The organism is Proteus sp. G2669 (assembly GCF_009915245.1).
Classification (GTDB): Bacteria; Pseudomonadota; Gammaproteobacteria; order Enterobacterales; family Enterobacteriaceae; genus Proteus.
Genome location: NZ_JAABLX010000017.1, coordinates 79,641 through 101,892, shown reverse-complemented (window position 1 = coordinate 101,892; position 22,252 = coordinate 79,641). Strand labels below are relative to the sequence as shown.

The following is a 22,252-nucleotide window of genomic DNA, read 5'->3' as shown; positions in this document are numbered from 1 at the left end:
TAAATAAGAATAAAACTCATTATCATAGAGTAGATTTACTAATTATTCGTTTCAGCTTTTTTTTCTTTTTTATTAAATAACATTATGGATATTTTCTTTTAAGGGATATTACCTTTTAGATACCCTAAACATTCAGTATCATAATGCGGTAAATAATGATTAAGGGGAATGTCAGATGCTGTGGTTTAAAAATATTTTGGTCTATCGCTTAAATAAAGAGATAGCACTGTCAATGGATGAGTTAGAACAACAGCTTGCTTCATTGGCATTCACACCTTGCAGTAGCCAAGATATGACCAGAACAGGTTGGGTTTCGCCTATGGGCGATCGTGGTGAAGCACTTATTCATGTTGCTGGTAAGCAAGTGATGATATGTGCACGAAAAGAAGACAAAATCTTACCTGCAACAGTGATTAAAAACGCCTTACAAGACAAAGTTGAAAAACTTGAAGGTGAACAAGGGCGCAAACTGAAAAAAACAGAAAAAGCGACCCTAAAAGATGAAGTAGTTCACACATTACTTCCTCGTGCTTTTAGCAAATTCTCACAAACTTTTATTTGGTTAGATTTAGAAAAACAATTAGTCATTGTTGATTCAGGCAGTGCAAAACGAGCTGAAGATAACTTAGCTTTGTTACGCAAAACCTTAGGTTCATTACCTGTTGTTCCTCTGAACTTTAATGAATCTGTTGAATTAAAAATGACTGAGTGGGTACGCTCTGGAGAACTTCCAGCCGGTTTTACCTTAATGGATGAAGCAGAGCTAAAAGCCGTACTAGAAGAAGGCGGTGTTATTCGTTGTAAGAAACAAGAATTAGTCTCTGATGAAATTGCGACACATATTGAAGCAGGCAAATTTGTCACCAAACTTTCTGTAGATTGGGAAGATCGCCTTCAATTTATGCTATGTGATGATGGCTCTATCAAACGCATTAAATTCAGTGAGACTTTACGTGAGCAAAATGATGATATCGATAAAGCCGATTTTGCCCAACGTTTTGATGCCGACTTTGTTTTAATGACCGGTGAATTAAGCGCTTTAATTGAACGAGTCACTGAAGTTTTAGGCGGCGAAGCAGAGTAACCCGTATAGAATGCAACAAGCAGATCAGCCATCCCGCTGATCTGCCCGCAATACTCTTCTACTCATTCATTGACTCTCTTACTCTCTTACTCTCTTATTCTTCTATTTTTTTCTTCTTCTACTCGTTATACCTTATTGAATACTCTAAATAATTCAAGATGTAGCTAGGCGACAAATGAACGAGTCGCTAGGAGCATACAATAGTATGTGACTAGTGCGAGTGAATGCCGTCAACAACGCTACAACTTGAAGTATGACGAGTATTGTTTGTGACTAGTGCGAATGAACACAGTCAACAACGCTACAACTTGAAGTATGACGAGTATTGTTATTACCAAGGCAACGCTCCCTTCTCCCCATTCGCATGCTCACCGTAATACAATGACGGCAAGAAACGAGAAAGATAAGTAAACTCGTTATAACAGTGCTGCAATAACCCAAAAGCTATCTCATCCGATAATTCCACTGCTGGATTTTCTAATGAGTGACCTAAATAAAAACGGCTTCTTAATACACATCCCCAATCCGTATCTCGCGTTAAATGCACCATTTTACCGTCGGTAGGATCACCATTTTCATCAATTTTCACATCAGAGCCAAAACCAATAGTGGCACATACAGCACCTGATAATGCCCCTGTTTTATAGGCTTCTTCTAACAATGCGTTATCAAAAAAATCTTTCGCATCATGGAATTTAAGTTGTGCTCCAACAGGTGGAATATCACCTAAGGACTCAACTGCCTTAATTGATGCGCCGATATAACTTTTTCCTTTGATCCATTTATCATCCCAACCATTGTGAGCAACATGATCATGGGGATGCCACCAACGAATATGTTGTGATGTTTCAAAAAAGGTAAACCACCACTCTAGCATCTTACCTTTACAACCATGCAAATCGGTACGTACTGCAACTGTTAAATGCCCAGCGTCATCCCTTTCAATTCCCATTTCTAAGCGTAATGGTGCGGGTGATAAAAGCTCGTTAATGTCATTTAAAGCCCAAGGTAAATGTAATGTTTGTTTTTTCATTTTTTCAACTCCGATAAATTAGGAAACTCAATTAGTTTCCTAATTGTTTTATCCCTATAGAGTGATAAAATCAACTAAAAAAGAGGCTAAAAAATGACAGATAGCAAAATTAATCAAAAACGAGGACGCCCTGCCCGCCCTCAAGATGAGATCCGCCAAGAAATATATGAAGCGACCATAAGTTTGCTTTTGGAGCAGGGTTACAGCGCAACAACCATTGATGCAATTGCAAAACAAGCAAGCATTGCCAAAAAAACGATTTATCGTTTTACCAAAGATAAAGAAGATTTAGTGGAACAAATTGTGTTGTCATGGACAGACAGTTTCGTCGCTATTTTTCATGATAAGGCCACTGATTTTGATGAGTTTATCCTGTTGTTATCACAACATTTAAATAGCATGGTTCAAACGGTACTTAATCATAAAGCCGTCGGTTTATATAAGTTATTACAAGAGAATTTTCCTAGCCGCGAAGTGCTTATGGAAAAATATCAACGCAGTGGGATATTAAGAGGACGCAGTTTACTCACGCAGTGGTTACAGCAACAAGAAAAAAACGGAATAATTAGATCTTACGACTATGCTACATTAAGTGATCTTTTATTAGCCATGGTGATCGCAGAGCCTTTACGACAAATTGCATTAGGGATCGTTCCACCGACACCAAAATCAAATTTTGATCTACGAATTCAGCAAGCGATACAACTCATTACACCAGTGTTAAAACCTTAGAAATAAAAACAGCAAGCCACCTTTTATTGATGCACTTGCTGCTTCTATTGCTAGTCTTTCAACAAAATAATCTGAAATTATTTTTGAATTAAATAACGGATCGTCGGACCATCTTGTTGAATATCTAATACGGTATATCCGTAATTTTTAGCATCAAGCGGAATATTGTTGATTGATTGAGGGCAATCACTCACCACTTCTAATATTTCGCCTTTTTTCAGTGATGGCATGGCTTCAAGTGTTGCCACCGCAGGATAAGGACAAGGTTCACCGACCATATCTAGACGATAATCAGGAATAATAGTGTCTTTCTGGCTCATGCGATTTCCTTATTAATCTGCGTTGAAATAGATTGTGCTTGTTGGGCTTTTTTACGGAAAAAGTGTTTTTCCCACCAAAGTAATAACACAAATGACACACCAAGCATTAGATACGTCACACCTAATCCCCCCACAGGGCCAAAGGTATCAAGTAAATTAATCTTGTCATAATCCGTTGCGATCACTGAGGCAAAATCATCCCAGTAGTAAGCTAATAATGTAGAACCGATAACGTTACCCAATCCAACCCACCAAAAGTGAATTTGACCTTCCACTGCACGATACATCCAGCCAGTTTCACATCCACCAGCAAGTACAATACCGAAACCAAAGAGTAAACCACCAATGACAGCATTCGGCCCTGCCCACATAATTTTAGGTGCAGCACCTAATTGGACATAGCTGAAGATCCCAATCGCGCTCACTGCCATACCAATAATAATCGCTTTTGCCATATGGGTTCTGCCCGTTATCCATAAATCACGGAAAGCAGAAGTAAAACAGATTTGCGCTCGTTCGATTAAAATACCAAAACCAATACCACCTAACATAGCAAAGCCTAGTTTTGGTGAATCAAAAAGAATAATTAAAGACCACGCAATCATGGCAAAAAAGATAACCATTCCCAATCTAAAGCGACGTTTTGCACGTTGTTTATCTTGAGTAATCGGTGAAGCTTGACTGACTTTTTGTAGTTTTACGGGAATACGAAACAGCGGCATCAATGAAAGCTTGGCACCAAAATAAGAACCGATTGCCGTTGCAACCGCAAAAAACCAAGCATGTAAAGAGAACTGAGGAATACCCGTAAAGAAAGCCGCAAGGTTACATCCCATTGCTAGACGAGCACCAAAACCAGCGATGATCCCGCCAAGCACAGCTTGAAAAATACGAATTTTATGTTGAGGATGGCGAAGTTTGACGTTGTTGGCCCAAAGAGCAGCCATAATACAACCTCCAAACATCCCGATAATCATCACACCATCAATACGCGTTAATGGCGTACCTTCAAGGCCGATAATTTTAAAATAACCCCATTCTTCAGGATGAGCACCAAACCATTGCATTACGTGGCCGCCCCAACGAGTAAATTCCCCCGTGACAGCCCAAAAAGTGCCGGTTAAACCAAAGTAGTAAGTTGATAAGATACCTGCCGCAATAACAGCTGGAAGAGGCTTCCAAAAACGGATCAGGTATTGAGATTTAAATTCTGACCAAGACATGTTTTTTCCTAGAGCTTACCTCTACGAGAGACCCTCTCCACGCAGTAGGACTGGCCGAACATGTTACTCCAATAATTTTTTTATCAAAGAGTCAGTATTCAGATAAATGAAGGAAATTTGCGTTATAACAAAGTTTTTGTAACAGATAGATAACTTATCCCACTTATAAATTCAGCATAATTTTTATTTATAAGTGGGGGAAGAAGTGCTTAGCAAATACGAGGTAAAGGCTCGTTATAAGGTAAATCAAGAATGCGACTCGTACCGAAAATCCCAGTTAAACGAATATAGTTATCCGTTGTCACTTCACCGATAGTACAAGCATCTTTACCTAAAGGGTGTTGATGTAAAGCGTCAATAACTTGTGCTTCAGCGTCAGGTGATACCACTAAAACAATTTTACCTTCGTTAGCAAAATTAAGTGCTTCTAGGCCTAATAATTCGCACACACCACGAACGGCTTGTTTCATTGGCAATTTGCTTTCATGTACATTCATGCCACAACCGCTGGCTTGGGCAAATTCATGCAAAATGGCCGTTACTCCACCTCGAGTTGCATCACGTAATGCCCGAATACCTTCAATTTGGCGTAAAGGTGCAATCATTGGTTCAAGCACAGCGCAGTCACTTTGTAGATCCGCTTCTAATCCTAAATTTTCACGAAGATTAAGGATTGTTGCACCATGATCACCAATTGTACCACTCACTAAGATCTTATCGCCGGCTTTGATATTACTTGCGGCCCAATTAATTTGAGTTGGAATAACGCCAATGCCCGCAGTATTGATAAAGATCTTATCTGCGGCACCACGAGGAACCACTTTGGTATCCCCTGTGACAATTTGTATTCCTGCTTGTGAAGCGGCTTTTGCCATCGCTAATACAAGCACTTCAAGGGTTTCAAATGGCAACCCTTCTTCAAGAATAAAACCACATGATAGATAACGAGGTACAGCACCACCGACGGAGAGATCGTTAGCTGTACCGCAAACAGATAATTTACCAATATTTCCACCGGGGAAAATAATGGGATCGATAACATAGCTGTCGGTACTAAAAGCAAGACGATCGCCAAGAGCCGTTAACTCATTTAACGCGATCCGCGCTTGATCTTCTTTTTCATTTAATAACGGATTATCGAACGCTTTTAAAAACAGGCCTTCGATCAGTTGTTGCATACCTTGCCCACCATTACCTTGGGCTAAGGTGATTTCATCAGGTTGTTTCATATATTACCTTCACGGCGATACTGATAATAAGCCGCACATGCCCCTTCTGATGACACCATTAAAGCACCTAATGCGGTTTCTGGTGTACAGCTTTTGCCAAATAGAGGGCAATCCGAAGGTTTGCATCGTCCTGTTAATACATCGCCACAGCGAGATTGTGGATTATCTGCCACTTTCTGCGGTGCAGGTGTAAAACGTAATTCAGCATCAAACTCAGAATAAGCTGGTGTTAATTGAATACCTGACATTGGGATCTCACCCAACCCACGCCATTCACTGGTTTCTTTTAACATAAACACTTCGCTAAGTGCTTTTTGAGCCAACTTATTACCTTCATTCGGTACAATGCGACTATATTGGTTTTCAATACTTAAAACATAATCTGTATTTTCTGCTTTTGCTTTAAGTTGTTTAATGACCATCAGTATAGCTTGCAATAAGTCTAATGGTTCAAATCCTGTCACCACAAAAGGCTTTTCAAATTCATCACATAGCGGTTGATATGGTGTACATCCAATCACCATACTCACATGTCCCGGTGCAATAAAGCCATCAATGCGAACATCGTCTTGCTCTAGTAAACAACGCAAAGTAGGTACGATAGTAATGTGCTGACAAAATAGAGAAAAGTTTTTAAGTCCACGCAATTTTGCTTGTTGTAGCGTCATTGCAGTACTTGGCATAGTTGTTTCAAAACCTAAACCGAAGAAAACAACTTGCTTATCTGGGTTATCTTGTGCAATTTTCAGTGAATCAAGCGGTGAGTAAACAATACGAATATCGCTGCCTCGACGACGCGCATCCAGCATTGAACCATTACGACCCGGCACACGCATTGCATCACCAAATGTGCAAAAAATCACGTCAGGACGTGCTGCAATTTCTAAACATGCATCAATTCGTCCCATCGGTAATACACAAACAGGACAACCTGGCCCGTGAACAAATTCAATTTTTTCTGGTAATAAGCGATCTAAACCAAATTTAAAAATGGCATGAGTATGCCCACCACACACTTCCATAATTTGTAATGGGCGTGTAATTGGCTGAGGCCATTGTGAAATGGTTTCACGAATTTGAGCTAATAAGGCTTTCGCAAGTTCGGGATCACGAAATTCATCAACGTACTGCATCATCAGCCTCTTCAAGGGTTACACCATAAACATGCTGTAATGCATCAAGAGTATCTTGCGCTTCTTGCTCATCAAGAATACTCATGGCAAATCCCACATGAATTAGCACCCATTTACCTAATAATTCATTTGGTTCGCCTTCACATACCATTGAAATATTAACAGCACGTTTAACGCCACTCACTTCGGCATAAGCGAGTTGGTGGACGTCTTCGCCCACCTCAACAATCTTAGCTGGAACACCTAAGCACATAAACGACTCTCCAACCAAGCTAACCACTCTTCCATGCCTTCGCCTGTTGTTGCTGATAACGCGATAATTTCAATATTTGGATTAACACGGCGAGCTGATTCAATGCAAGCTTGAACGTCGATATTCAGATGTGGCACTAAATCAATTTTGTTGATAATCATTAAATCAGCCGCAGCAAACATATGCGGATATTTCAGAGGCTTATCTTCACCTTCAGTGACAGAGAGAATAGCCACTTTATGCTTTTCACCCAGATCAAAACTGGCTGGGCACACTAAGTTACCCACGTTTTCAATAAAGAGAACGCTGTTATCTTGTAAGCCTAATTGGTGTGTCGCATCATGCACCATTTGTGCATCAAGATGACAACCTTTGCCTGTATTCACTTGGATCGCAGGTACACCTGTTTCACGGATACGATCAGCATCATTGGTGGTTTGTTGATCGCCTTCGATCACGGCACAAGGGACGCGTTGCGCTAACTGTTTTAACGTTTGTGTTAACAGTGTGGTTTTACCTGAACCGGGGCTTGAAACTAAATTCAATGCCAACACATTTTGTTGTTCAAAATGTTCACGGTTATGAACAGCAATTCGGTTATTTTTATCTAACACATCCATTTCAATTTTCAGCATACGCTTTTGGCTAATACCGGGAGCATGTGTTCCTGCTTCACCTTGGCCATAATGCATATTCTGATTTTCAATCACTGGGCTAAATTGCTCTTCGTGCTCGTGTTCATGATCGTGGTCATGTGCATGATCGTGATCGTGGCTGTGAGAATGGTGATGAGAATGTTCATGGCTATGATCATGAGCATGGTCGTGATCATGACTGTGAGAATGGTCATGACTATGAGAATGATCGTGTTCATGGTGATCGTCATGTCCATGATGATGCTCATGGACAACAGGGGTTTCGTTTAGCTGTGTATCGTTATGAAAATGGAGGTGAACATCACCACTGTTATGATAATAGTGATGATGAACAATGATAGGCTGACCATTGGTTTCGTAATTATGCTTATGCTTTTGTTCAGACTTATCAATATATTTATGAACAGTATTCGCTGGAGTAGCCTTGTGTTCATGATGGTGATCATGCCCATGATGGTCGTGATCATGATGATGACCGTGGTCGTGATGATCATGGTCGTGAGAGTGATGATGGTGGTGCTCATGTGAATGAGGCTCTACGCCTTCAATTCTGACATTGCCTTCGCCACAACCGCAAGTGCTACACATATTCTGACTCCTGTACTATTCAATAAGAAGAATGTGACTCTGTGTCGCGTAAAATTTCTACACTATGATCTTAACTGACCACGGAAGAGAGAACGACGACTTAAATCAACTTCTGCTACGGATTGTGTCTGAACAGGAAGAGAAAGTGCCATTTTTACACTATTTTCAACCAACTCAACAGCATGTTCACCTGTTAGGTGTCTATCAAGTGGTGACATTAATGAACAAGCAAGATATTGCATACCACCCGCAAGCTCACCCACAACAAACTTAATCTGTCCACAAGGTAATTCTAACCCGATACGATCACCCACTTTTCGATGTGGCCATTCTTGTGAAGGTCCCGGAAAGACGACAATCTCTAACATCCAAGGAGTAAGAACAGCTCCAATCCACTGATTTTCAAATAAAGTAAAGCCCCCTGCTTTTACGGGAATACCTTCGCGATAAAAAGGAAGCCCTCTCATCTCTTTTTCAGCAATTTCACTAAAACGTGTTTCAAGTTGCTCAACAGGCGGCTCGTCATATCCTAGAATATCCCAGCTTAATTCACTCATGCTGTTACCTCTTTAGGTGTGACAGGAATACCGTATTCACGCAAAATATTAACCACATGCTCTAATGCAATTTCCATTGATTTTTCACCAATGTCAGACAATGACATGCTTGGCTCTAATGATGCAGGTTCAATACCCACTAAAATAAGCTTACGAGGAAATTCATCCGTCATACGTAAAGCCATTAATACATCAGATAAACCTAATTGATGAGGAGAAATTTTCTGCGTAAAAAGTGCCGGAACATCATCATCATGTAAGATAAAAATACTACCCGGTTCATGATTACTTCTTACCGCATCGGCAACAATCAGGAGGTCTCTTGCTGCAATATCTTGCAAAATTTCCATACCTGATGTGCCACCATCAATAACATCGACGTTCTCTGGTAAAGAGAAGCGCTCTTCGAGCGCCTCTACTATACGAACACCAATGCCTTCATCGCTTAGTAATAAATTACCAATACCTAAGACGAGAGTTCGCATTATAATACCTTCACCTTACTTAGCTCTTTACCTGTTAAATCAACCATATGCACAGCACATGCCATACATGGGTCAAAGGAGTGGATCGTTCTTACCACTTCTAACGGTTTTTTCGGATCAGCAACAGGTGTACCCACTAGTGATAACTCATAAGGGCCTGGTTCATCATTAAAGTTACGAGGACCCGCATTCCATGTTGATGGAACAACGGCCTGATAGTTAGTGATTTTTCCGTCTTTAAACACAATCCAGTGAGATAACATACCACGAGAGGCTTCTTCGAAACCGACACCACGATACTCTTTACCTGGTTCAAACTCTGGTTTAATAAAGGCAGCTGTATCACCACGGCCGATATTATCAACCAGTGATTGCCATAAAGAGGCCAGAGATTCTTGTAACACACATGCATGGACAGTACGTCCAATAATACGACCCCACGTAGACTCTAACTGCTCTGTAACCAGTGTTTCATTGGTTAATTGAGTATAGATCTTGTTGATGTCGTTGTAGTTTCTAACCGTTCCTTCGTGCTTACCGGCTAAACCACACACTAACCATGCTAACGTACCGACTTCTACAGGCTTGCCGTAGAATGTAGGGGATTTAACCCATGAGTATTTATTGTTCTCATCCCAACCAGTGTATTTAGGACGAGTTAACCCTTCCCATGGTTTTAAAGGTTCATCATCTTCATACCATGCGTGTTTACCACTTTCTTCGATACCGTCTTTCAGGTTCTGATCTTTCCAGTCTTTAATTGGACGGTAGGTCGAGAAATCAACCCCTTCCATATAACCACCAGACAGTAAGAATTCCGTGTTATTACCATTAATTGGTAATTCAGGTACAGACAGATAGTAGTTTGCACCTTTACCGATTTTTAACCATTCAGGGTAATAAGCGGCGAAAATAGCAGTATCCACTTTATAAACTTGGTTAACGAAATCACCCAGCTTATCGATAAAGCTTTTCACGTACATTAAACGTTCTAGGTTGAGAACATTTGGTGCATCAAGGTTAATCGGGTTAGCCACACCACCCACGGCCAAGTTTTGGATATGAGGTGTTTTACCGCCCAAAATAGCCACAATACGGTTTGCATCACGTTGGCACTCAAGTGCTTGTAGGTAGTGGGCAACCGCAATTAGGTTAACTTCTGGTGGCAATTTCATGGCTGAGTGACCCCAGTAGCCATTAGCAAAAATACCTAACTGGCCGCTGTCCACTAAACCTTGGATTTTTTTCTGTACTTTTCTGAATTCTTCAGCAGAGTTCAGATGCCATTCAGAAACCCCTTTTAACATCGCTGATGCTTTTTCAGGATCAGCTTGTAATGCAGATGTGATATCAACCCAGTCCATCGCAGAAAGCTGATAGAAGTGAACGATATGGTCATGGATGATATGTGAACCTAAAATCAAGTTACGGATATACTGCGCATTCACAGGAATATCCATACCTAAAGCGTCTTCTACAGCACGTACTGAGGCAATTGCGTGAACTGTCGTACAAACACCACAAATACGTTGCACGATAATCCATGCATCACGAGGATCGCTTCCTTTTAGGATCTCCTCCATTCCGCGCCACATGGTACCGGAAGACCAAGCCTTAACAACTTTTCCGTTATCAATTTCACAATCGACGCGTAAATGCCCTTCAATACGGGTAATAGGATCAATAGTAATGCGTTGGCTCATGATTTAACCTCAGCCTTTTTTAATTGTATATTTGAGTCTGTTTGTGCAGGTAAAACCGGCAGTAAACGGATAATAAGAATGTAAGCTGTTACTTCAAATGCAACGAAACCAATAGAAATCAGCAATTCACTTGCTGTTGGGAAATAGTGGTAACCATTGCCTGGATTGTAAGCAACTAAAGAGTAGTTCATACGCCACATCGCTGCGCCGATTAAGATAAAGACAGCACAGACAAACAGCATTCTTGGACTACGGCGGTTATTATTTAAATGCATCAAAATAAGAGGAAGTAATAACAATGCACTTTCAGCAATAAATAACCATGAGAACATATCCCCATTTCCGATATAACTCAGTTTACCGTTCCAAATAACTTCACCCCAGCGACAGACCAAGAACGCAATCAGTAACACTTCGATTACGCGTGTTAACTTGGTAAATAACGGTGTTTCATCATCATTCATGGTACGGCTTGCTTTTAGCAAAGAGCCTTCAAAAATAACGATAGTGAAACCAAGGAGGAAAGCCGTTAACAGAGAAAACAGCGGTAACATCTCATAAGATTGCCACAGTGGATGTACTTTCCAACCCGCTGAAATCATTAATGATCCCATTGAAGATTGGTGCATGGTTGGCAGTAAAGCACCAAGGCCAATAATAAAGAACATCGCTTTATTAAGACGTTTCAACGACACTTTCCAGCCTAAACGCTCTAATAACGCAGGTAAGAATTCTAATGCCATCACCATAATATAGATGGTCATACAGGTCGCTGTTTCAAACAACACTGAGTTAACGTTAAAGTATTGCGGCATAAAAAAGTGAGGCATGTTCCAATAACGACCAATATCAATAGCAATGGATAAACCACCTAATGAATAGCCGAACAAGCTCGCTAATAATGCAGGACGCACTAATGGGTGAAACTCGCCTTTATTAAAGACATAAACAGCCCATGCAAGTGCCCAACCGCCACATGCAAAGCCAGTTCCTATCAATAAGTCAAAAGCAATCCAAATACCCCAAGGATATCCCCCATTCAGGTCAGAGACATCACCTAGACCTAATACCAAACGCTTACCAATAAGAATAAAACCGAGCACAGCAAGCGGTAAAAACACTCTTACAGCGAGAGTAAATAACTTACCGCCAAGTGGACGAGGATCATGACTCGACATCGTTATCCTCCTTGTGGTGTTCTTGCTCTTGTTTTTTACTATTACGGTTAACCAAATAGGTGATCCCTGCTAGGGCCGCTATTGGTAATACCATGCCTTTATAAAGCGTGTGTTGAATATGTTCAGAACGCGCACCTGTAGATAATGGTGCTACTTCTGGCATACCTAAATTGTCAAAAGGTACCGCTGAAAGTACCATAACTTGCGTACCGCCACCTTCAAACTCACCATAGATATGATCTTGATATTCAGGAATTTTATGCAGATATGTATCGCCACCACTAATGGTTTGACGTGGGTAATGGTATTCCTCACCCGCTTTTTTCGCTAAACGACGTTTTGCTTCTTCAAGCAATTCTTCTCGTGTACCGAAAATAACCGCACCTGTTGGACATACTTCAACACAACCTGGTAATAAGCCTTTGTCTAAACGCTCAACACCTTTTTGGTTACAAAGCTCACATTTATAGAGCTTACCAAATGGATCGTCATAGTCGTATTTTGGAATGTTATAAGGGCATCCCACCATACAGTAACGACAACCTGTACAGATATCTGCGTGATAATGGACAATACCCGTTTTTGGATCTTTGGTTAACGCAGAAACAGGACAAACAGAAACGCAGTTTGCATCAACACAATGCATACATTGTTTCTTAATAAAGGCATAACCGTTTTCCAGTTGGTCTTTATTTTCACCAGTACCATCACGCCAAATTTGAATAATGTTATTTGTGTAAGGACTTAATTTGTCATTGTTTGACCAAATCGGATCACCATTGGCGTAAGTATCACCACGCTCCATTGGCTCCGGGTGATTGATTTCCTGACATTTTGTGACACATGCTTGACAGCCTACACATAATGTAGAGTCATAGAGCATACCGAGAGACCCAGGAATTGGGGGACGGTTCTGCGCCGCAGCATGACTCGCAGTGGGAGCCATTCCCGCAAGGAGAACCCCACCTGATGCCAGCTTAAAGAAATGACGCCTATTCACCGTTTATCCTCCTGTGAGGCTCCTGTGGCATTCTTGTCACGGCCTAATTGACGCACAGCCATCACACTGACACCGGCGACAGCACCTACGACAGCACCGAGCAAGCCCGCAGCACCATAAGACACACCACCACCTTCTTTCGCATTAACATCAGGCACTTGCGCTTTTGGTGTTGGCTGATAAACATTCGCTAATTGGAAAATACCTTTAGTAAAGCCAATCCCTTCTTCGTTACATCCGTAACAAGGATGACCGATACCCACAGGCCAAATTCCACCACCGACATCACAGAATTCCAATGTTGGGCAGTTACCATAGGTTTCAGGGCCTTTACAGCCTAAATGGTATAAACACCAACCTTGACGATGACCTTCATCACCAAATTCTTTAGCAAAACGACCCGCATCAAAATGAGGGCGACGTTCACAGTTTTCGTGAATTAAACGCTCATAAGCAAAAAGCGGTCTGTTTTTGCTATCTAACTTAGGCAATTTGTTGAAAGTAATAATATGTGCAACAGTTGCTAAGAAGTTATGTGGATTTGGTGGACATCCTGGAATATTAATAACAGTTTTACCCGGTAAAATTGCTTCCAATGATTTAGCACCTGTTGGGTTACCCCCAGTTGCTGGCACACCACCCCATGCAGAACATGAACCAATTGCAATAATCGCAGCAGCCCCTTCAGCGGCTTCTTTGATATGCTCAAGAATAGGTTTTCCTGCAACCATACAGTAAACACCGCCATCTTTGTCTGGGATTGAACCATCGACAACGAGAACGTACTTACCTTTATATTTCTCCATCGCATTGTGTTTATTTTCTTCAGCTTGATCACCAAAAGCTGAAGAAAGCACTTCATGATATTCAAGTGCGATAACATCAAGCACTAGGTTTTCCAGAGTCGGGTGAGTTGCACGTAATAAAGACTCCGTACACCCTGTACACTCCTGAGCACCAATCCAGATAACGGGTGGGCGTTCAGATGACGCCATTGCTTCTGACATTTCTGCGGCTGCTTTGCCGCTTAATCCCATGGTAGCTGACAACGCAGCACACAATTTCATAAAATCGCGTCGGTTAATACCATGATGGGAAAAAACATTATTCCCCAAGGCCATATATCTCTCCTGATATGATGATTTTTAATTGGAATAATTTTAAAACACCGCCTTTTTAACACTCCGACACAATAATGACTTGATCATTATCAAGCGATAATTCATTAAAAAATAAATTATTCTTTTATGTGAGTAAAAACGTTTCAGCAATATAAGGTTTAATGTCTATTTTTTATATATTTCGTCATTTTAAAATTATTAAAATGCTATTTAATAATGATAATTTAAGTAGAAATAATTCTCATTATCTCAATAATCATGGGGGTGTAAAATTATTAATCATTATAAATCAGTAAGATATAAATCCATTAAAAAACACCCAATTTATAAGACAATATATTTAAAATAATACAAAATTAATAATTAATATTTTCAATTTTCTGGAAAATTTTATTAAAAATAAGTTTTAATATATTTTTTAATTATAATGATGACTCTTGTTTTCATATTATCAACCTTTATATTACATCATAAATAATGTTAAAAATTGCATTTCATAAACAAGAAATCATTACATTAATATATTTAATTTCAGCCTATTTTAATTACTAATTTATCCAATCTTCATTTGTTATTATTTTTTAATCATTATTACTCTGTTTACTTTTCAATCAAAAATTAACCTATTTTTCTTATCATTTTTCATATAGTTATATGTATATTCGTTTTTGGAATAAGCTAATACCCTAGCGCAAAATCGCTATAAAATTAAATACATATCGATATGCAGTAACATTCAAAAGATAAGATCATTAATAATTACTAATTAGTAATCATTGGTTATAATTACATTTAGTTATTTTATAACATATCGAATTTATAATGAAATTAACCTAAATAAATTTTCATGTTAAATCCATGTTGTTATTGTGGATAAAAAAAGCACAAATTATCGATAAAAAATCCCCAAATAAAGCATATTTCGTTTTTTTGTGAGAATAGATAAAAAAAGTGGTCATAAACCTAAAAAATAGAAAAGCTCTTTGTTAACTGTTTGTAGTTTTCAATCAGACAAAGATCTTATAAAGAATAGGAGATAAACCAAAAGAAAAAGATAAAAGCAAAGCACATCCCCTATTTAGGAACGATAGGAACGATAGGAACGGATAGGAATAATGATAACAACCGAATCAGTCAATAAAATAAAAAGCCATAACACCGAAATGTTATGGCCTTTAAATTTATTAAAATAATAAAATGCTATGTGTAGTTCTCTGCCTTTCACGTTTTATTTTACTCACCGCTTATCAAAAATAAGAAGTGGTTTGAATAAGTAAATAAAATCTACTTACCAGAAATTGGAATGACTGAAAACAACGGTCTACCTGGTGCAATAAAAAAATAAGTATCCAAATACGGATAACTTAGATAATAAACAAATTAGGCGTTCTTGCACGTTACAAAATGTTTCAATTTGTAACGTGGGTGCATTATATCCAATAAGATTTTTTGCGCAAGCATTTTTACACTTAAATCAAATTCACATAAAAACATTACCAATCATATGGTTATAGAAAAATTTAACTTAAAAAATAAAATATCAACAAATCAAAAAGTGAAAAAAAATGAAGAGTTAATGAATATTAATGTAAGGTAAGTTGAAATAATAATATCTACTTAGCATTAATTGATTCAGCACGGTATTACCAAGTAAACTTAATTAATTATTTATTCTTAAAGTTAACCTACCTATTATTAATATTATTTAAGACTAAAGCTAAATTTTATTCTAACTCAATTTTATTAATTATCTCATTAATAACAAAAAACAATAAAAAAATATAAGTATGATTTTTTGCACAATAAAAAAGCACCTTATTCATCATTTTACAACGACAAATAAAGTGCTTTTAAAATAGCGTAATAATACTTAGTTGAATAGCGTATTTCTAAACTTTAACCGCCTGTAGAGACTGTTTCCATCCCTACTAATCCAACTTTGAGATACCCTGCCTTTCTTAACGAATCCATTGCAGCCATTAACGTTTCATAATCAACGCTTTTATCTGCTTGGAAAAAGATGGTGGTCTCTTTATTTGCTTGTGTCATCGTATCTAACACATTAGCCATCGTTTCATGCGTGACCATTTCTTCACCAATGAAAATTTGCTTATCAGACTTAATGGTCAAATAAACAGGCTTTTCAGGGCGTGGCTGTGGTTTTGCACTTGAAGCGGGTAAATTTACTTTTATATCAACGGTAGCTAAAGGCGCGGCTACCATAAAGATAATGAGCAGAACCAACATGACATCAATAAAAGGCGTCACATTGATATCATGTAATTCATTATCATCACCTGAATCATCACCAAGACGCATTGCCATAATTCATTACCTTGCTTTGCTGTTTTCGATATCTAAGTCACGGCTAACTAATGTCACCACACCTGTTGCAATATCACCAATTTCACCACGATAACCTGCGATCATACGAGCAAAAATATTATAAATGATAACTGCTGGGATAGCGGCAATCAGACCAATCGCAGTCGCTAATAAGGCTTCTGCAATCCCCGGAGCAACAACCGCTAAGTTAGTCGTTTGAGAATGTGCAATACCAATAAAGCTGTTCATAATTCCCCAAACCGTACCAAAAAGACCGATAAATGGAGAAATTGCACCGATAGTGGCTAAGTAGCCATTACCACGGCCTAATTCACGAACAATGGCAGCAACTCGACGTTCCATACGCATTTCAACACGTTCTTTAATGCCTGATGCTACTTTACTTTCTTGAGAGTAAGTACGCTCTAATTCAGCATCATTAAAGAAATCAGCAGTCGCGCTCTTATTACCAAATTTTTTGCTAATGGTTAAAGCATCATTAAGTGATTTAGCATCAACTAATTGCGCTGTTTCATTTCTTAATCGACGACGTAATGAGAGTAAATAGCTTCCTTTGGCGAAAAATAACGCCCACGTCACAATAGAAGCTAACAGTAAGCCAATCATGACACTTTTAACGACTAAATCGGCATTACGATACATGCCCATTACAGATAAATCTTCTGCAAATCCACCACCAGCAACCATTTCTGGCTCTACTGCTGGTGATGTATTTTCTGTCGCAGACGGGGTATTTTCCGTGTTTTCTGCGTTTTCAACCGTTGCAGGTAAAGTATTTTCACCCTCAGGCTTAGCAGGTTCAGAACCTGGTACTTTAGCCTCATTGCTGGTATTCGCAGATGAGCCTGTTGTTGGTGTTGCGGTTGTAGCAGTTCCCTGTGTAGAAGCTGTTGAAGAAACGGCAGCAGTAGTTGGCTGTTCAGTTGGTGTGGCAGGAGTCGTATCCGCAAAAGCAGAGCCTGTCAGACCGATTGCCAATAGAATAGAAGCTGTCAAATTACGCATCAGTTGGCCTTTTACTCTCTTTTTTATCTATTTATTTATTCAGCAATGACGTTTTCCGTCACTACTTACCCAAAATCGTTCGCTTACAATCATCCTGTTTGCCATCAGGAAAGAGAAAACGCTCAAATGATATCAAACATGAAGCATTTTGATAGTAATTATCATTACTATTTGGCTATTTTTTTTTCATTTGTCGATTTTTAAGACAAATTATCGTTATTTCACGTAACGTGAAATTTTATCAACTACATCGATCGCCTTTTGTACTTATCCAAAAAATGAATTAACGTGAAGTAAACACACCATCAATTAAAAGAAGGTATTAAGGATGACGCTAAAAAAACAAGAAACCTCACTCCTCCTTTCTGGACGAGCTAAAAAATATTCCCTCGGCGCAGTAAATCCAATTATACAACGTACTTCATCTGTTATTTTTGATTCAGTTGCACAAAAACGTGAAGCAACTAAAAAACGTGCTGAGGGTACACTTTTTTATGGGCGTCGAGGTACTACCACTCATTTTGCCTTACAAGAAGCCCTAACTGAATTAGAACAAGGTGCAGGTTGTGCACTTTTTCCTTCAGGTGCAGCAGCTATTACGCAGTCTATACTCGCGTTTGTTGAGCAAGACTCTCATATTCTTGTGACTGGATCAGCTTACGATCCAACGCAAAACTTTTGTGATCACCTCTTACGTAAGTTTTCAGTCACAACAACCTATTTTGATCCATTAATAGGTAAAAACATCAGTCAACTACTGCGACCTGAAACAAAAATTGTTTTTCTTGAATCCCCCGGTTCAATTACGATGGAAATTCAAGATCTACAAGGAATAGTCAGCTCCGTTCGCCAATATAATCCTGAAATCATTATTATGATTGATAACACTTGGGCGGCAGGATTGCTGCTTAAACCACTTACTTTTGGTGTCGATATTTCAATCCAATCTGCCACAAAATATATTAATGGCCACTCTGATGGCATGTTAGGCTTTGCTGTAGCGAATGAACGTTGTTGGGAACAGTTACGAGAAAATGCCTATCTATTAGGTCAATGTGTTGATCCTGATACTGCTTATATGGCAGCAAGAGGATTAAGAACATTACCAGTGAGAATGAAGCAACATGAACAAAGTGCATTGGAAGTTGCTCGTTGGCTAAAACAACATCCATTAGTTGATAACGTTTATCACCCTGCGCTAGCCTCTTGTCCAGGACATGAATATTTCCAGCGTGATTTCACAGGCAGTAACGGATTATTCTCTTTTAGTTTGAAGAAAGCTCTCTCACCTGAAGAATTTGCGATTTTTTTAGATAATTTTTCATTATTTAAAATGGCTTTCTCATGGGGAGGATTTGAATCTTTAATTTTAGGCTATCAACCTAATGACATTAAAGCGATGCGCCAATATGAAACACAACCTACATTTACTGGCACATTATTCCGTGTTCATATTGGATTAGAAAATGTAGATGATTTAATTGAAGATCTTGAACACGCATTTTTACGTATTTCTTAATTAATCATTAAATTTTTATAAAAAAAAATCTATCCCTGTGGTTCCACAGGGATTAAATCAAACTGTTGTCTTTATTTTGCGTTAGAATAACGAACATAAAGTTCTTTTTAATGCGAGTTCGCTAATGGGTACATTAAAAGAGATAATTCACGCATTAATGCAACACGATTATATGGTGTTGGCTAATCCTAATGTGTTATGGGTTATCTATATTGTTCTTTTTGTTATTATTATGCTGGAAAATGGGGTATTACCCGCAGCATTTTTACCAGGAGATACACTGCTTATTCTTTGTGGTGCCTTAATTGCAAAAGACGTTTTACACTTCTTTCCGACAATCATTATCTTAGGTACTGCCGCCAGTATTGGGAGTTGGCTTGGATTTTTACAAGGCCGCTGGTTAAGTGACACAAAAATCGTTAAACGTTGGATGGCTCAATTACCTGAGCAATATCACCATAAGGCAAATGATCTTTTCCATCGCCAAGGTTTGTATGCACTATTAATTGGTCGCTTTATTGGTTTTGTACGAACATTATTACCAACGTTAGCAGGCTTATCTGAATTACAACAACGTCGCTTTCAAATATTTAACTGGTTAAGTGGCTTTTTGTGGGTAGGTATTATTGTGTCACTAGGTTATGTATTGAATTTAATTCCCTTTATTCAAAAGCATGAAACACTAGTGATGAATATTTTGATGACATTGCCTGTATTGCTCTTAAGCGCAGGTTTAATTGGCTCTATCGTAATGTATATTCGCCATCGTAAAAATAGCACCAGTAATAAGTAATTCAAAAAAAACGCCATTATTTTAAACATCATAATGGCGTTTTTAATCCTCTAAGACTTCAAAAGTTCAGTTGTTCATTGTTTTATCTCCTAACCTATTAATATCTGACTAAAAATCCATTTATATTAATTACAATCATGGTCTTTTTACTCTATTTATCTTTAAAGCTTAATCGCTTTTGAAGCAAGGAATGTAGGAATATAGCTATCAACGAGAAAACGAGCATGAGGAGCAAAATCTTCAACAAAATCTTGTAATAGAAAACCTGCCGCTAATTGTCCACCAATAAGATCAGTTAAAGAATGACCAAATACAAGCCCATCACCTTTTGCCACTTTTTCTTGCAGAATATCTGAAGGTAATGAACCTTGATCACTATACGGTAAGCGGTAAGTGGGTCTCATTAATCCCTGAGAGCGTAATTGCGGATCTCTATCATCAACAAATACAACTGGGTTATAAAAACTCGCCATCAATACACCGCCTTTCTTCAAAACACGGTAGCATTCTTGCCAAACAAGATTTACATCTGGTACATATAAATTGGAAATAGGATGAAAAATAATATCAAAACTTTCATCAGCAAATGCGGTTAGATCTGCCATATCACCTTGAACTGCGACCAAATCTAACTGATGCTTTTGCGCCAATTGGCTATCTTTACTTAATTGCCCTTCTGATAAATCAAATACTGTCACAATGCCACCAGCAGCCGCTAAAATAGGCGCTTGTTGCCCACCTGCAGACGCTAAACAGAGTATTTTTTTACCTTTAATATCTGTTAGCCACTCACTCTTAACTGGGTTAGGCGTTAAATGGACTTTCCAGTCGCCTTGCTTTGCAGCAATAATTTCTTCATCGCTTACAGGCTTAGACCACTGATTTTCCATCGCAGCTTGTTTATCCCAATGTTCTTGGTTTAATGTTAAATAATGACTTTTCATATTACTCCTTATAAATTAACTACAATATGAACTGTTGTTGTTATTAAGAAATTTAATTCAACGCTCATTTTTACAACCTTACAGTTATAGTTATGTCATGCAATTTCGTCTAGATACAGTGAAAAAAACTTTCCTGATTAATTGTCATACTGCAGAACATTAAATTATGGTGGAAACAAAATGCAAAACTTTACTTATTACTCACCGACTCGTCTTCATTTTGGTCAAGGCCAAATAGAAAAATTACGTTCTGAAATAGGCAAAAATGAACGTATCTTATTAACTTATGGCGGCGGTAGTATTAAACGCAATGGCGTATTAGACGAAATTTATACTGCACTTCCCGGCCATCAAATTCATGAATTTGGTGGTATTGAACCCAATCCTTCTTATGAAACACTGATGAAAGCTGTCTCTTATGCAAGATATCACGGTATCACGCATTTATTAGCCGTAGGGGGCGGGTCGGTTATTGATGGGACAAAATTTATTGCAGCTGCTGTACCCTATCAAGGTGAGCCATGGGAAATTGTCACTAGTCGCGGTAAAGTCATTGAAAAAGCACTACCTTTAAGTTGCGTATTAACGCTTCCAGCAACTGGCACAGAAACAAATAGTTTTTCAGTTATCAGTAAAAAACAGACAAAGGATAAACAAAGTTTTGCCAGCCCTCATGTCTATCCTCATTGCGCCATTTTAGATCCAACAACTACCTATTCTTTACCCCCAAGACAAACGGCTAATGGGGTTGTAGATGCTTTTATTCATATATTAGAGCAATATCTCACTTATCCTGTGAATGCTCGTGTACAAGATGAATATGCAGAAGGCCTTTTACGTATTTTGATTGATCAAGGGCCAAAAGCGCTGACATCACCTACAGACTATGATATCCGTGCTAATATAATGTGGACAGCATCACAAGCCCTTAATGGCATCCTTGGTGTTGGTGTTCCTCAAGATTGGGCTACACATGCATTAGGTCACGAACTCACGGCTTTACACGGGCTTGATCATGCACAAACTCTCGCCATCGTTTTACCTGCCTTATTAAATGAAAAACGACAGGCTAAATACGAGAAGTTAATCCAATATGCACAAAAAGTCTGGGGTATAAACCAAGGTTCTGACGCTTTTAAAATTGAAACTGCGATTAATGAAACTCGAAAATTCTTTGAATTAATGGGACTTAGAACTCGACTGGCTGATTTCAAAATTACTGAAGAAGATATACCTGCTTTAGTGCGTAAATTGGAAGAACATGGACAAACCGCACTAGGCGAGCATCAAGATATCACATTAGAAGTCAGCCAACGTATTTATACAGCGGCACTCTAAGTTCTTTAATGC

Annotated in this window: 21 protein-coding genes; 5 read left to right on the top strand and 16 right to left on the bottom strand. The window is 38.7% G+C overall.

Features of this window, described 5'->3' with window-relative positions; genetic code table 11:
* Positions 1-175: 175 nt before the first annotated feature.
* Positions 176-1,084, top strand: coding sequence for a recombination-associated protein RdgC (gene rdgC / locus GWI68_RS04065; RefSeq protein ID WP_109408029.1), 909 nt, complete (start codon positions 176-178; stop codon positions 1,082-1,084).
* Between the two features lie 331 nt (positions 1,085-1,415).
* Here the strand turns inward: rdgC and GWI68_RS04060 are convergent, their stop codons facing one another.
* Positions 1,416-2,117 carry a hydrolase gene (locus GWI68_RS04060; protein WP_166539463.1) on the bottom strand — a complete coding sequence of 234 codons (702 nt, stop codon included), beginning with the start codon at positions 2,115-2,117 and terminating at the stop codon, positions 1,416-1,418.
* Positions 2,118-2,210: 93 nt separating this feature from the next.
* Between GWI68_RS04060 and GWI68_RS04055 the strand changes: the two genes are divergently transcribed.
* Positions 2,211-2,849 (top strand): TetR/AcrR family transcriptional regulator, encoded by a 639-nt coding sequence (locus GWI68_RS04055; protein ID WP_166539462.1) that lies wholly within the window; start codon positions 2,211-2,213, stop codon positions 2,847-2,849.
* A 77-nt stretch (positions 2,850-2,926) separates the two neighbouring features.
* Here GWI68_RS04055 and yedF read toward each other — a convergent pair whose 3' ends face one another.
* The 14 genes from yedF to exbB all read right to left on the bottom strand — a co-directional run bounded on the left by yedF (position 2,927) and on the right by exbB (position 17,646).
* Positions 2,927-3,169, bottom strand: a complete 243-nt coding sequence (gene yedF / locus GWI68_RS04050) for a sulfurtransferase-like selenium metabolism protein YedF (protein WP_006535172.1) — start codon at positions 3,167-3,169, stop codon at positions 2,927-2,929.
* Positions 3,166-4,392 carry a selenium metabolism membrane protein YedE/FdhT gene (yedE, locus tag GWI68_RS04045; protein ID WP_166539461.1) on the bottom strand — a complete coding sequence of 409 codons (1,227 nt, stop codon included), beginning with the start codon at positions 4,390-4,392 and terminating at the stop codon, positions 3,166-3,168. The genes yedF and yedE overlap by 4 nt, the downstream gene beginning before the upstream one ends.
* Before the next feature lie 209 nt (positions 4,393-4,601).
* The gene (hypE, locus tag GWI68_RS04040) at positions 4,602-5,621 is read right to left on the bottom strand and encodes a hydrogenase expression/formation protein HypE (protein WP_166539460.1); all 1,020 of its coding nucleotides are present in this window, start codon (positions 5,619-5,621) and stop codon (positions 4,602-4,604) included.
* A complete protein-coding gene (gene hypD, locus GWI68_RS04035) occupies positions 5,618-6,754 on the bottom strand; it encodes a hydrogenase formation protein HypD (RefSeq protein WP_166539547.1) in 1,137 nt (378 codons plus the stop codon). Before hypD ends, hypE begins: the two co-directional genes overlap by 4 nt.
* A complete protein-coding gene (gene hybG, locus GWI68_RS04030) occupies positions 6,741-7,007 on the bottom strand; it encodes a hydrogenase maturation factor HybG (RefSeq protein WP_072069437.1) in 267 nt (88 codons plus the stop codon). Before hybG ends, hypD begins: the two co-directional genes overlap by 14 nt.
* Positions 6,998-8,251 (bottom strand): hydrogenase nickel incorporation protein HypB, encoded by a 1,254-nt coding sequence (gene hypB / locus GWI68_RS04025; RefSeq protein ID WP_166539459.1) that lies wholly within the window; start codon positions 8,249-8,251, stop codon positions 6,998-7,000. Before hypB ends, hybG begins: the two co-directional genes overlap by 10 nt.
* Positions 8,252-8,313: 62 nt before the next feature.
* Entirely contained in the window at positions 8,314-8,808 is a 495-nt protein-coding gene (gene hybE / locus GWI68_RS04020) for a hydrogenase-2 assembly chaperone (RefSeq protein ID WP_166539458.1), read from the bottom strand.
* Positions 8,805-9,293, bottom strand: a complete 489-nt coding sequence (locus GWI68_RS04015) for a HyaD/HybD family hydrogenase maturation endopeptidase (protein WP_109408036.1) — start codon at positions 9,291-9,293, stop codon at positions 8,805-8,807. The genes hybE and GWI68_RS04015 overlap by 4 nt, the downstream gene beginning before the upstream one ends.
* Entirely contained in the window at positions 9,293-10,996 is a 1,704-nt protein-coding gene (hybC, locus tag GWI68_RS04010; protein ID WP_166539457.1) for a hydrogenase 2 large subunit, read from the bottom strand. The genes GWI68_RS04015 and hybC overlap by 1 nt, the downstream gene beginning before the upstream one ends.
* Positions 10,993-12,174, bottom strand: a complete 1,182-nt coding sequence (hybB, locus tag GWI68_RS04005; protein WP_109408038.1) for a Ni/Fe-hydrogenase cytochrome b subunit — start codon at positions 12,172-12,174, stop codon at positions 10,993-10,995. Before hybB ends, hybC begins: the two co-directional genes overlap by 4 nt.
* Entirely contained in the window at positions 12,161-13,174 is a 1,014-nt protein-coding gene (hybA, locus tag GWI68_RS04000; protein ID WP_036911746.1) for a hydrogenase 2 operon protein HybA, read from the bottom strand. Before hybA ends, hybB begins: the two co-directional genes overlap by 14 nt.
* Positions 13,171-14,295 (bottom strand): hydrogenase 2 small subunit, encoded by a 1,125-nt coding sequence (hybO, locus tag GWI68_RS03995; protein ID WP_072069443.1) that lies wholly within the window; start codon positions 14,293-14,295, stop codon positions 13,171-13,173. Before hybO ends, hybA begins: the two co-directional genes overlap by 4 nt.
* A gap of 1,896 nt (positions 14,296-16,191) precedes the next feature.
* Positions 16,192-16,620: a TonB system transport protein ExbD gene (gene exbD / locus GWI68_RS03990; protein WP_072069444.1), complete on the bottom strand. Its 429-nt coding sequence runs from the start codon at positions 16,618-16,620 to the stop codon at positions 16,192-16,194.
* 6 nt (positions 16,621-16,626) lie between these two features.
* The gene (gene exbB / locus GWI68_RS03985) at positions 16,627-17,646 is read right to left on the bottom strand and encodes a tonB-system energizer ExbB (RefSeq protein WP_166539456.1); all 1,020 of its coding nucleotides are present in this window, start codon (positions 17,644-17,646) and stop codon (positions 16,627-16,629) included.
* A gap of 328 nt (positions 17,647-17,974) precedes the next feature.
* Between exbB and metC the strand changes: the two genes are divergently transcribed.
* A complete protein-coding gene (metC, locus tag GWI68_RS03980; protein WP_166539455.1) occupies positions 17,975-19,165 on the top strand; it encodes a cystathionine beta-lyase in 1,191 nt (396 codons plus the stop codon).
* Between the two features lie 124 nt (positions 19,166-19,289).
* A complete protein-coding gene (locus GWI68_RS03975) occupies positions 19,290-19,958 on the top strand; it encodes a DedA family protein (RefSeq protein WP_109408041.1) in 669 nt (222 codons plus the stop codon).
* A 161-nt stretch (positions 19,959-20,119) separates the two neighbouring features.
* Here the strand turns inward: GWI68_RS03975 and GWI68_RS03970 are convergent, their stop codons facing one another.
* On the bottom strand, positions 20,120-20,902 hold the full coding sequence (locus GWI68_RS03970) for a class I SAM-dependent methyltransferase (RefSeq protein WP_166539454.1): 783 nt from the start codon (positions 20,900-20,902) through the stop codon (positions 20,120-20,122).
* 180 nt (positions 20,903-21,082) lie between these two features.
* Between GWI68_RS03970 and GWI68_RS03965 the strand changes: the two genes are divergently transcribed.
* Positions 21,083-22,240, top strand: coding sequence for an iron-containing alcohol dehydrogenase (locus tag GWI68_RS03965; RefSeq protein WP_109408043.1), 1,158 nt, complete (start codon positions 21,083-21,085; stop codon positions 22,238-22,240).
* Positions 22,241-22,252 lie beyond the last annotated feature (12 nt).

Excerpts from the sequence above, each read along its gene's own strand:
- hypD (WP_166539547.1), bottom strand. The coding sequence starts at position 6,754 with ATGCAGTACGTTGATGAATTTCGTGATCCCGAACTTGCGAAAGCCTTA.
- exbB (WP_166539456.1), bottom strand. The coding sequence starts at position 17,646 with ATGCGTAATTTGACAGCTTCTATTCTATTGGCAATCGGTCTGACAGGC.
- hybB (WP_109408038.1), bottom strand. The coding sequence starts at position 12,174 with ATGTCGAGTCATGATCCTCGTCCACTTGGCGGTAAGTTATTTACTCTC.
- hypE (WP_166539460.1), bottom strand. The coding sequence starts at position 5,621 with ATGAAACAACCTGATGAAATCACCTTAGCCCAAGGTAATGGTGGGCAA.
- hybO (WP_072069443.1), bottom strand. The coding sequence starts at position 14,295 with ATGGCCTTGGGGAATAATGTTTTTTCCCATCATGGTATTAACCGACGC.
- GWI68_RS04015 (WP_109408036.1), bottom strand. The coding sequence starts at position 9,293 with ATGCGAACTCTCGTCTTAGGTATTGGTAATTTATTACTAAGCGATGAA.
- exbD (WP_072069444.1), bottom strand. The coding sequence starts at position 16,620 with ATGGCAATGCGTCTTGGTGATGATTCAGGTGATGATAATGAATTACAT.
- GWI68_RS04060 (WP_166539463.1), bottom strand. The coding sequence starts at position 2,117 with ATGAAAAAACAAACATTACATTTACCTTGGGCTTTAAATGACATTAAC.
- hypB (WP_166539459.1), bottom strand. The coding sequence starts at position 8,251 with ATGTGTAGCACTTGCGGTTGTGGCGAAGGCAATGTCAGAATTGAAGGC.
- yedE (WP_166539461.1), bottom strand. The coding sequence starts at position 4,392 with ATGTCTTGGTCAGAATTTAAATCTCAATACCTGATCCGTTTTTGGAAG.
- hybE (WP_166539458.1), bottom strand. The coding sequence starts at position 8,808 with ATGAGTGAATTAAGCTGGGATATTCTAGGATATGACGAGCCGCCTGTT.
- GWI68_RS03970 (WP_166539454.1), bottom strand. The coding sequence starts at position 20,902 with ATGAAAAGTCATTATTTAACATTAAACCAAGAACATTGGGATAAACAA.
- rdgC (WP_109408029.1), top strand. The coding sequence starts at position 176 with ATGCTGTGGTTTAAAAATATTTTGGTCTATCGCTTAAATAAAGAGATA.
- GWI68_RS03975 (WP_109408041.1), top strand. The coding sequence starts at position 19,290 with ATGGGTACATTAAAAGAGATAATTCACGCATTAATGCAACACGATTAT.
- yedF (WP_006535172.1), bottom strand. The coding sequence starts at position 3,169 with ATGAGCCAGAAAGACACTATTATTCCTGATTATCGTCTAGATATGGTC.
- hybC (WP_166539457.1), bottom strand. The coding sequence starts at position 10,996 with ATGAGCCAACGCATTACTATTGATCCTATTACCCGTATTGAAGGGCAT.
- GWI68_RS03965 (WP_109408043.1), top strand. The coding sequence starts at position 21,083 with ATGCAAAACTTTACTTATTACTCACCGACTCGTCTTCATTTTGGTCAA.
- metC (WP_166539455.1), top strand. The coding sequence starts at position 17,975 with ATGACGCTAAAAAAACAAGAAACCTCACTCCTCCTTTCTGGACGAGCT.
- hybG (WP_072069437.1), bottom strand. The coding sequence starts at position 7,007 with ATGTGCTTAGGTGTTCCAGCTAAGATTGTTGAGGTGGGCGAAGACGTC.
- GWI68_RS04055 (WP_166539462.1), top strand. The coding sequence starts at position 2,211 with ATGACAGATAGCAAAATTAATCAAAAACGAGGACGCCCTGCCCGCCCT.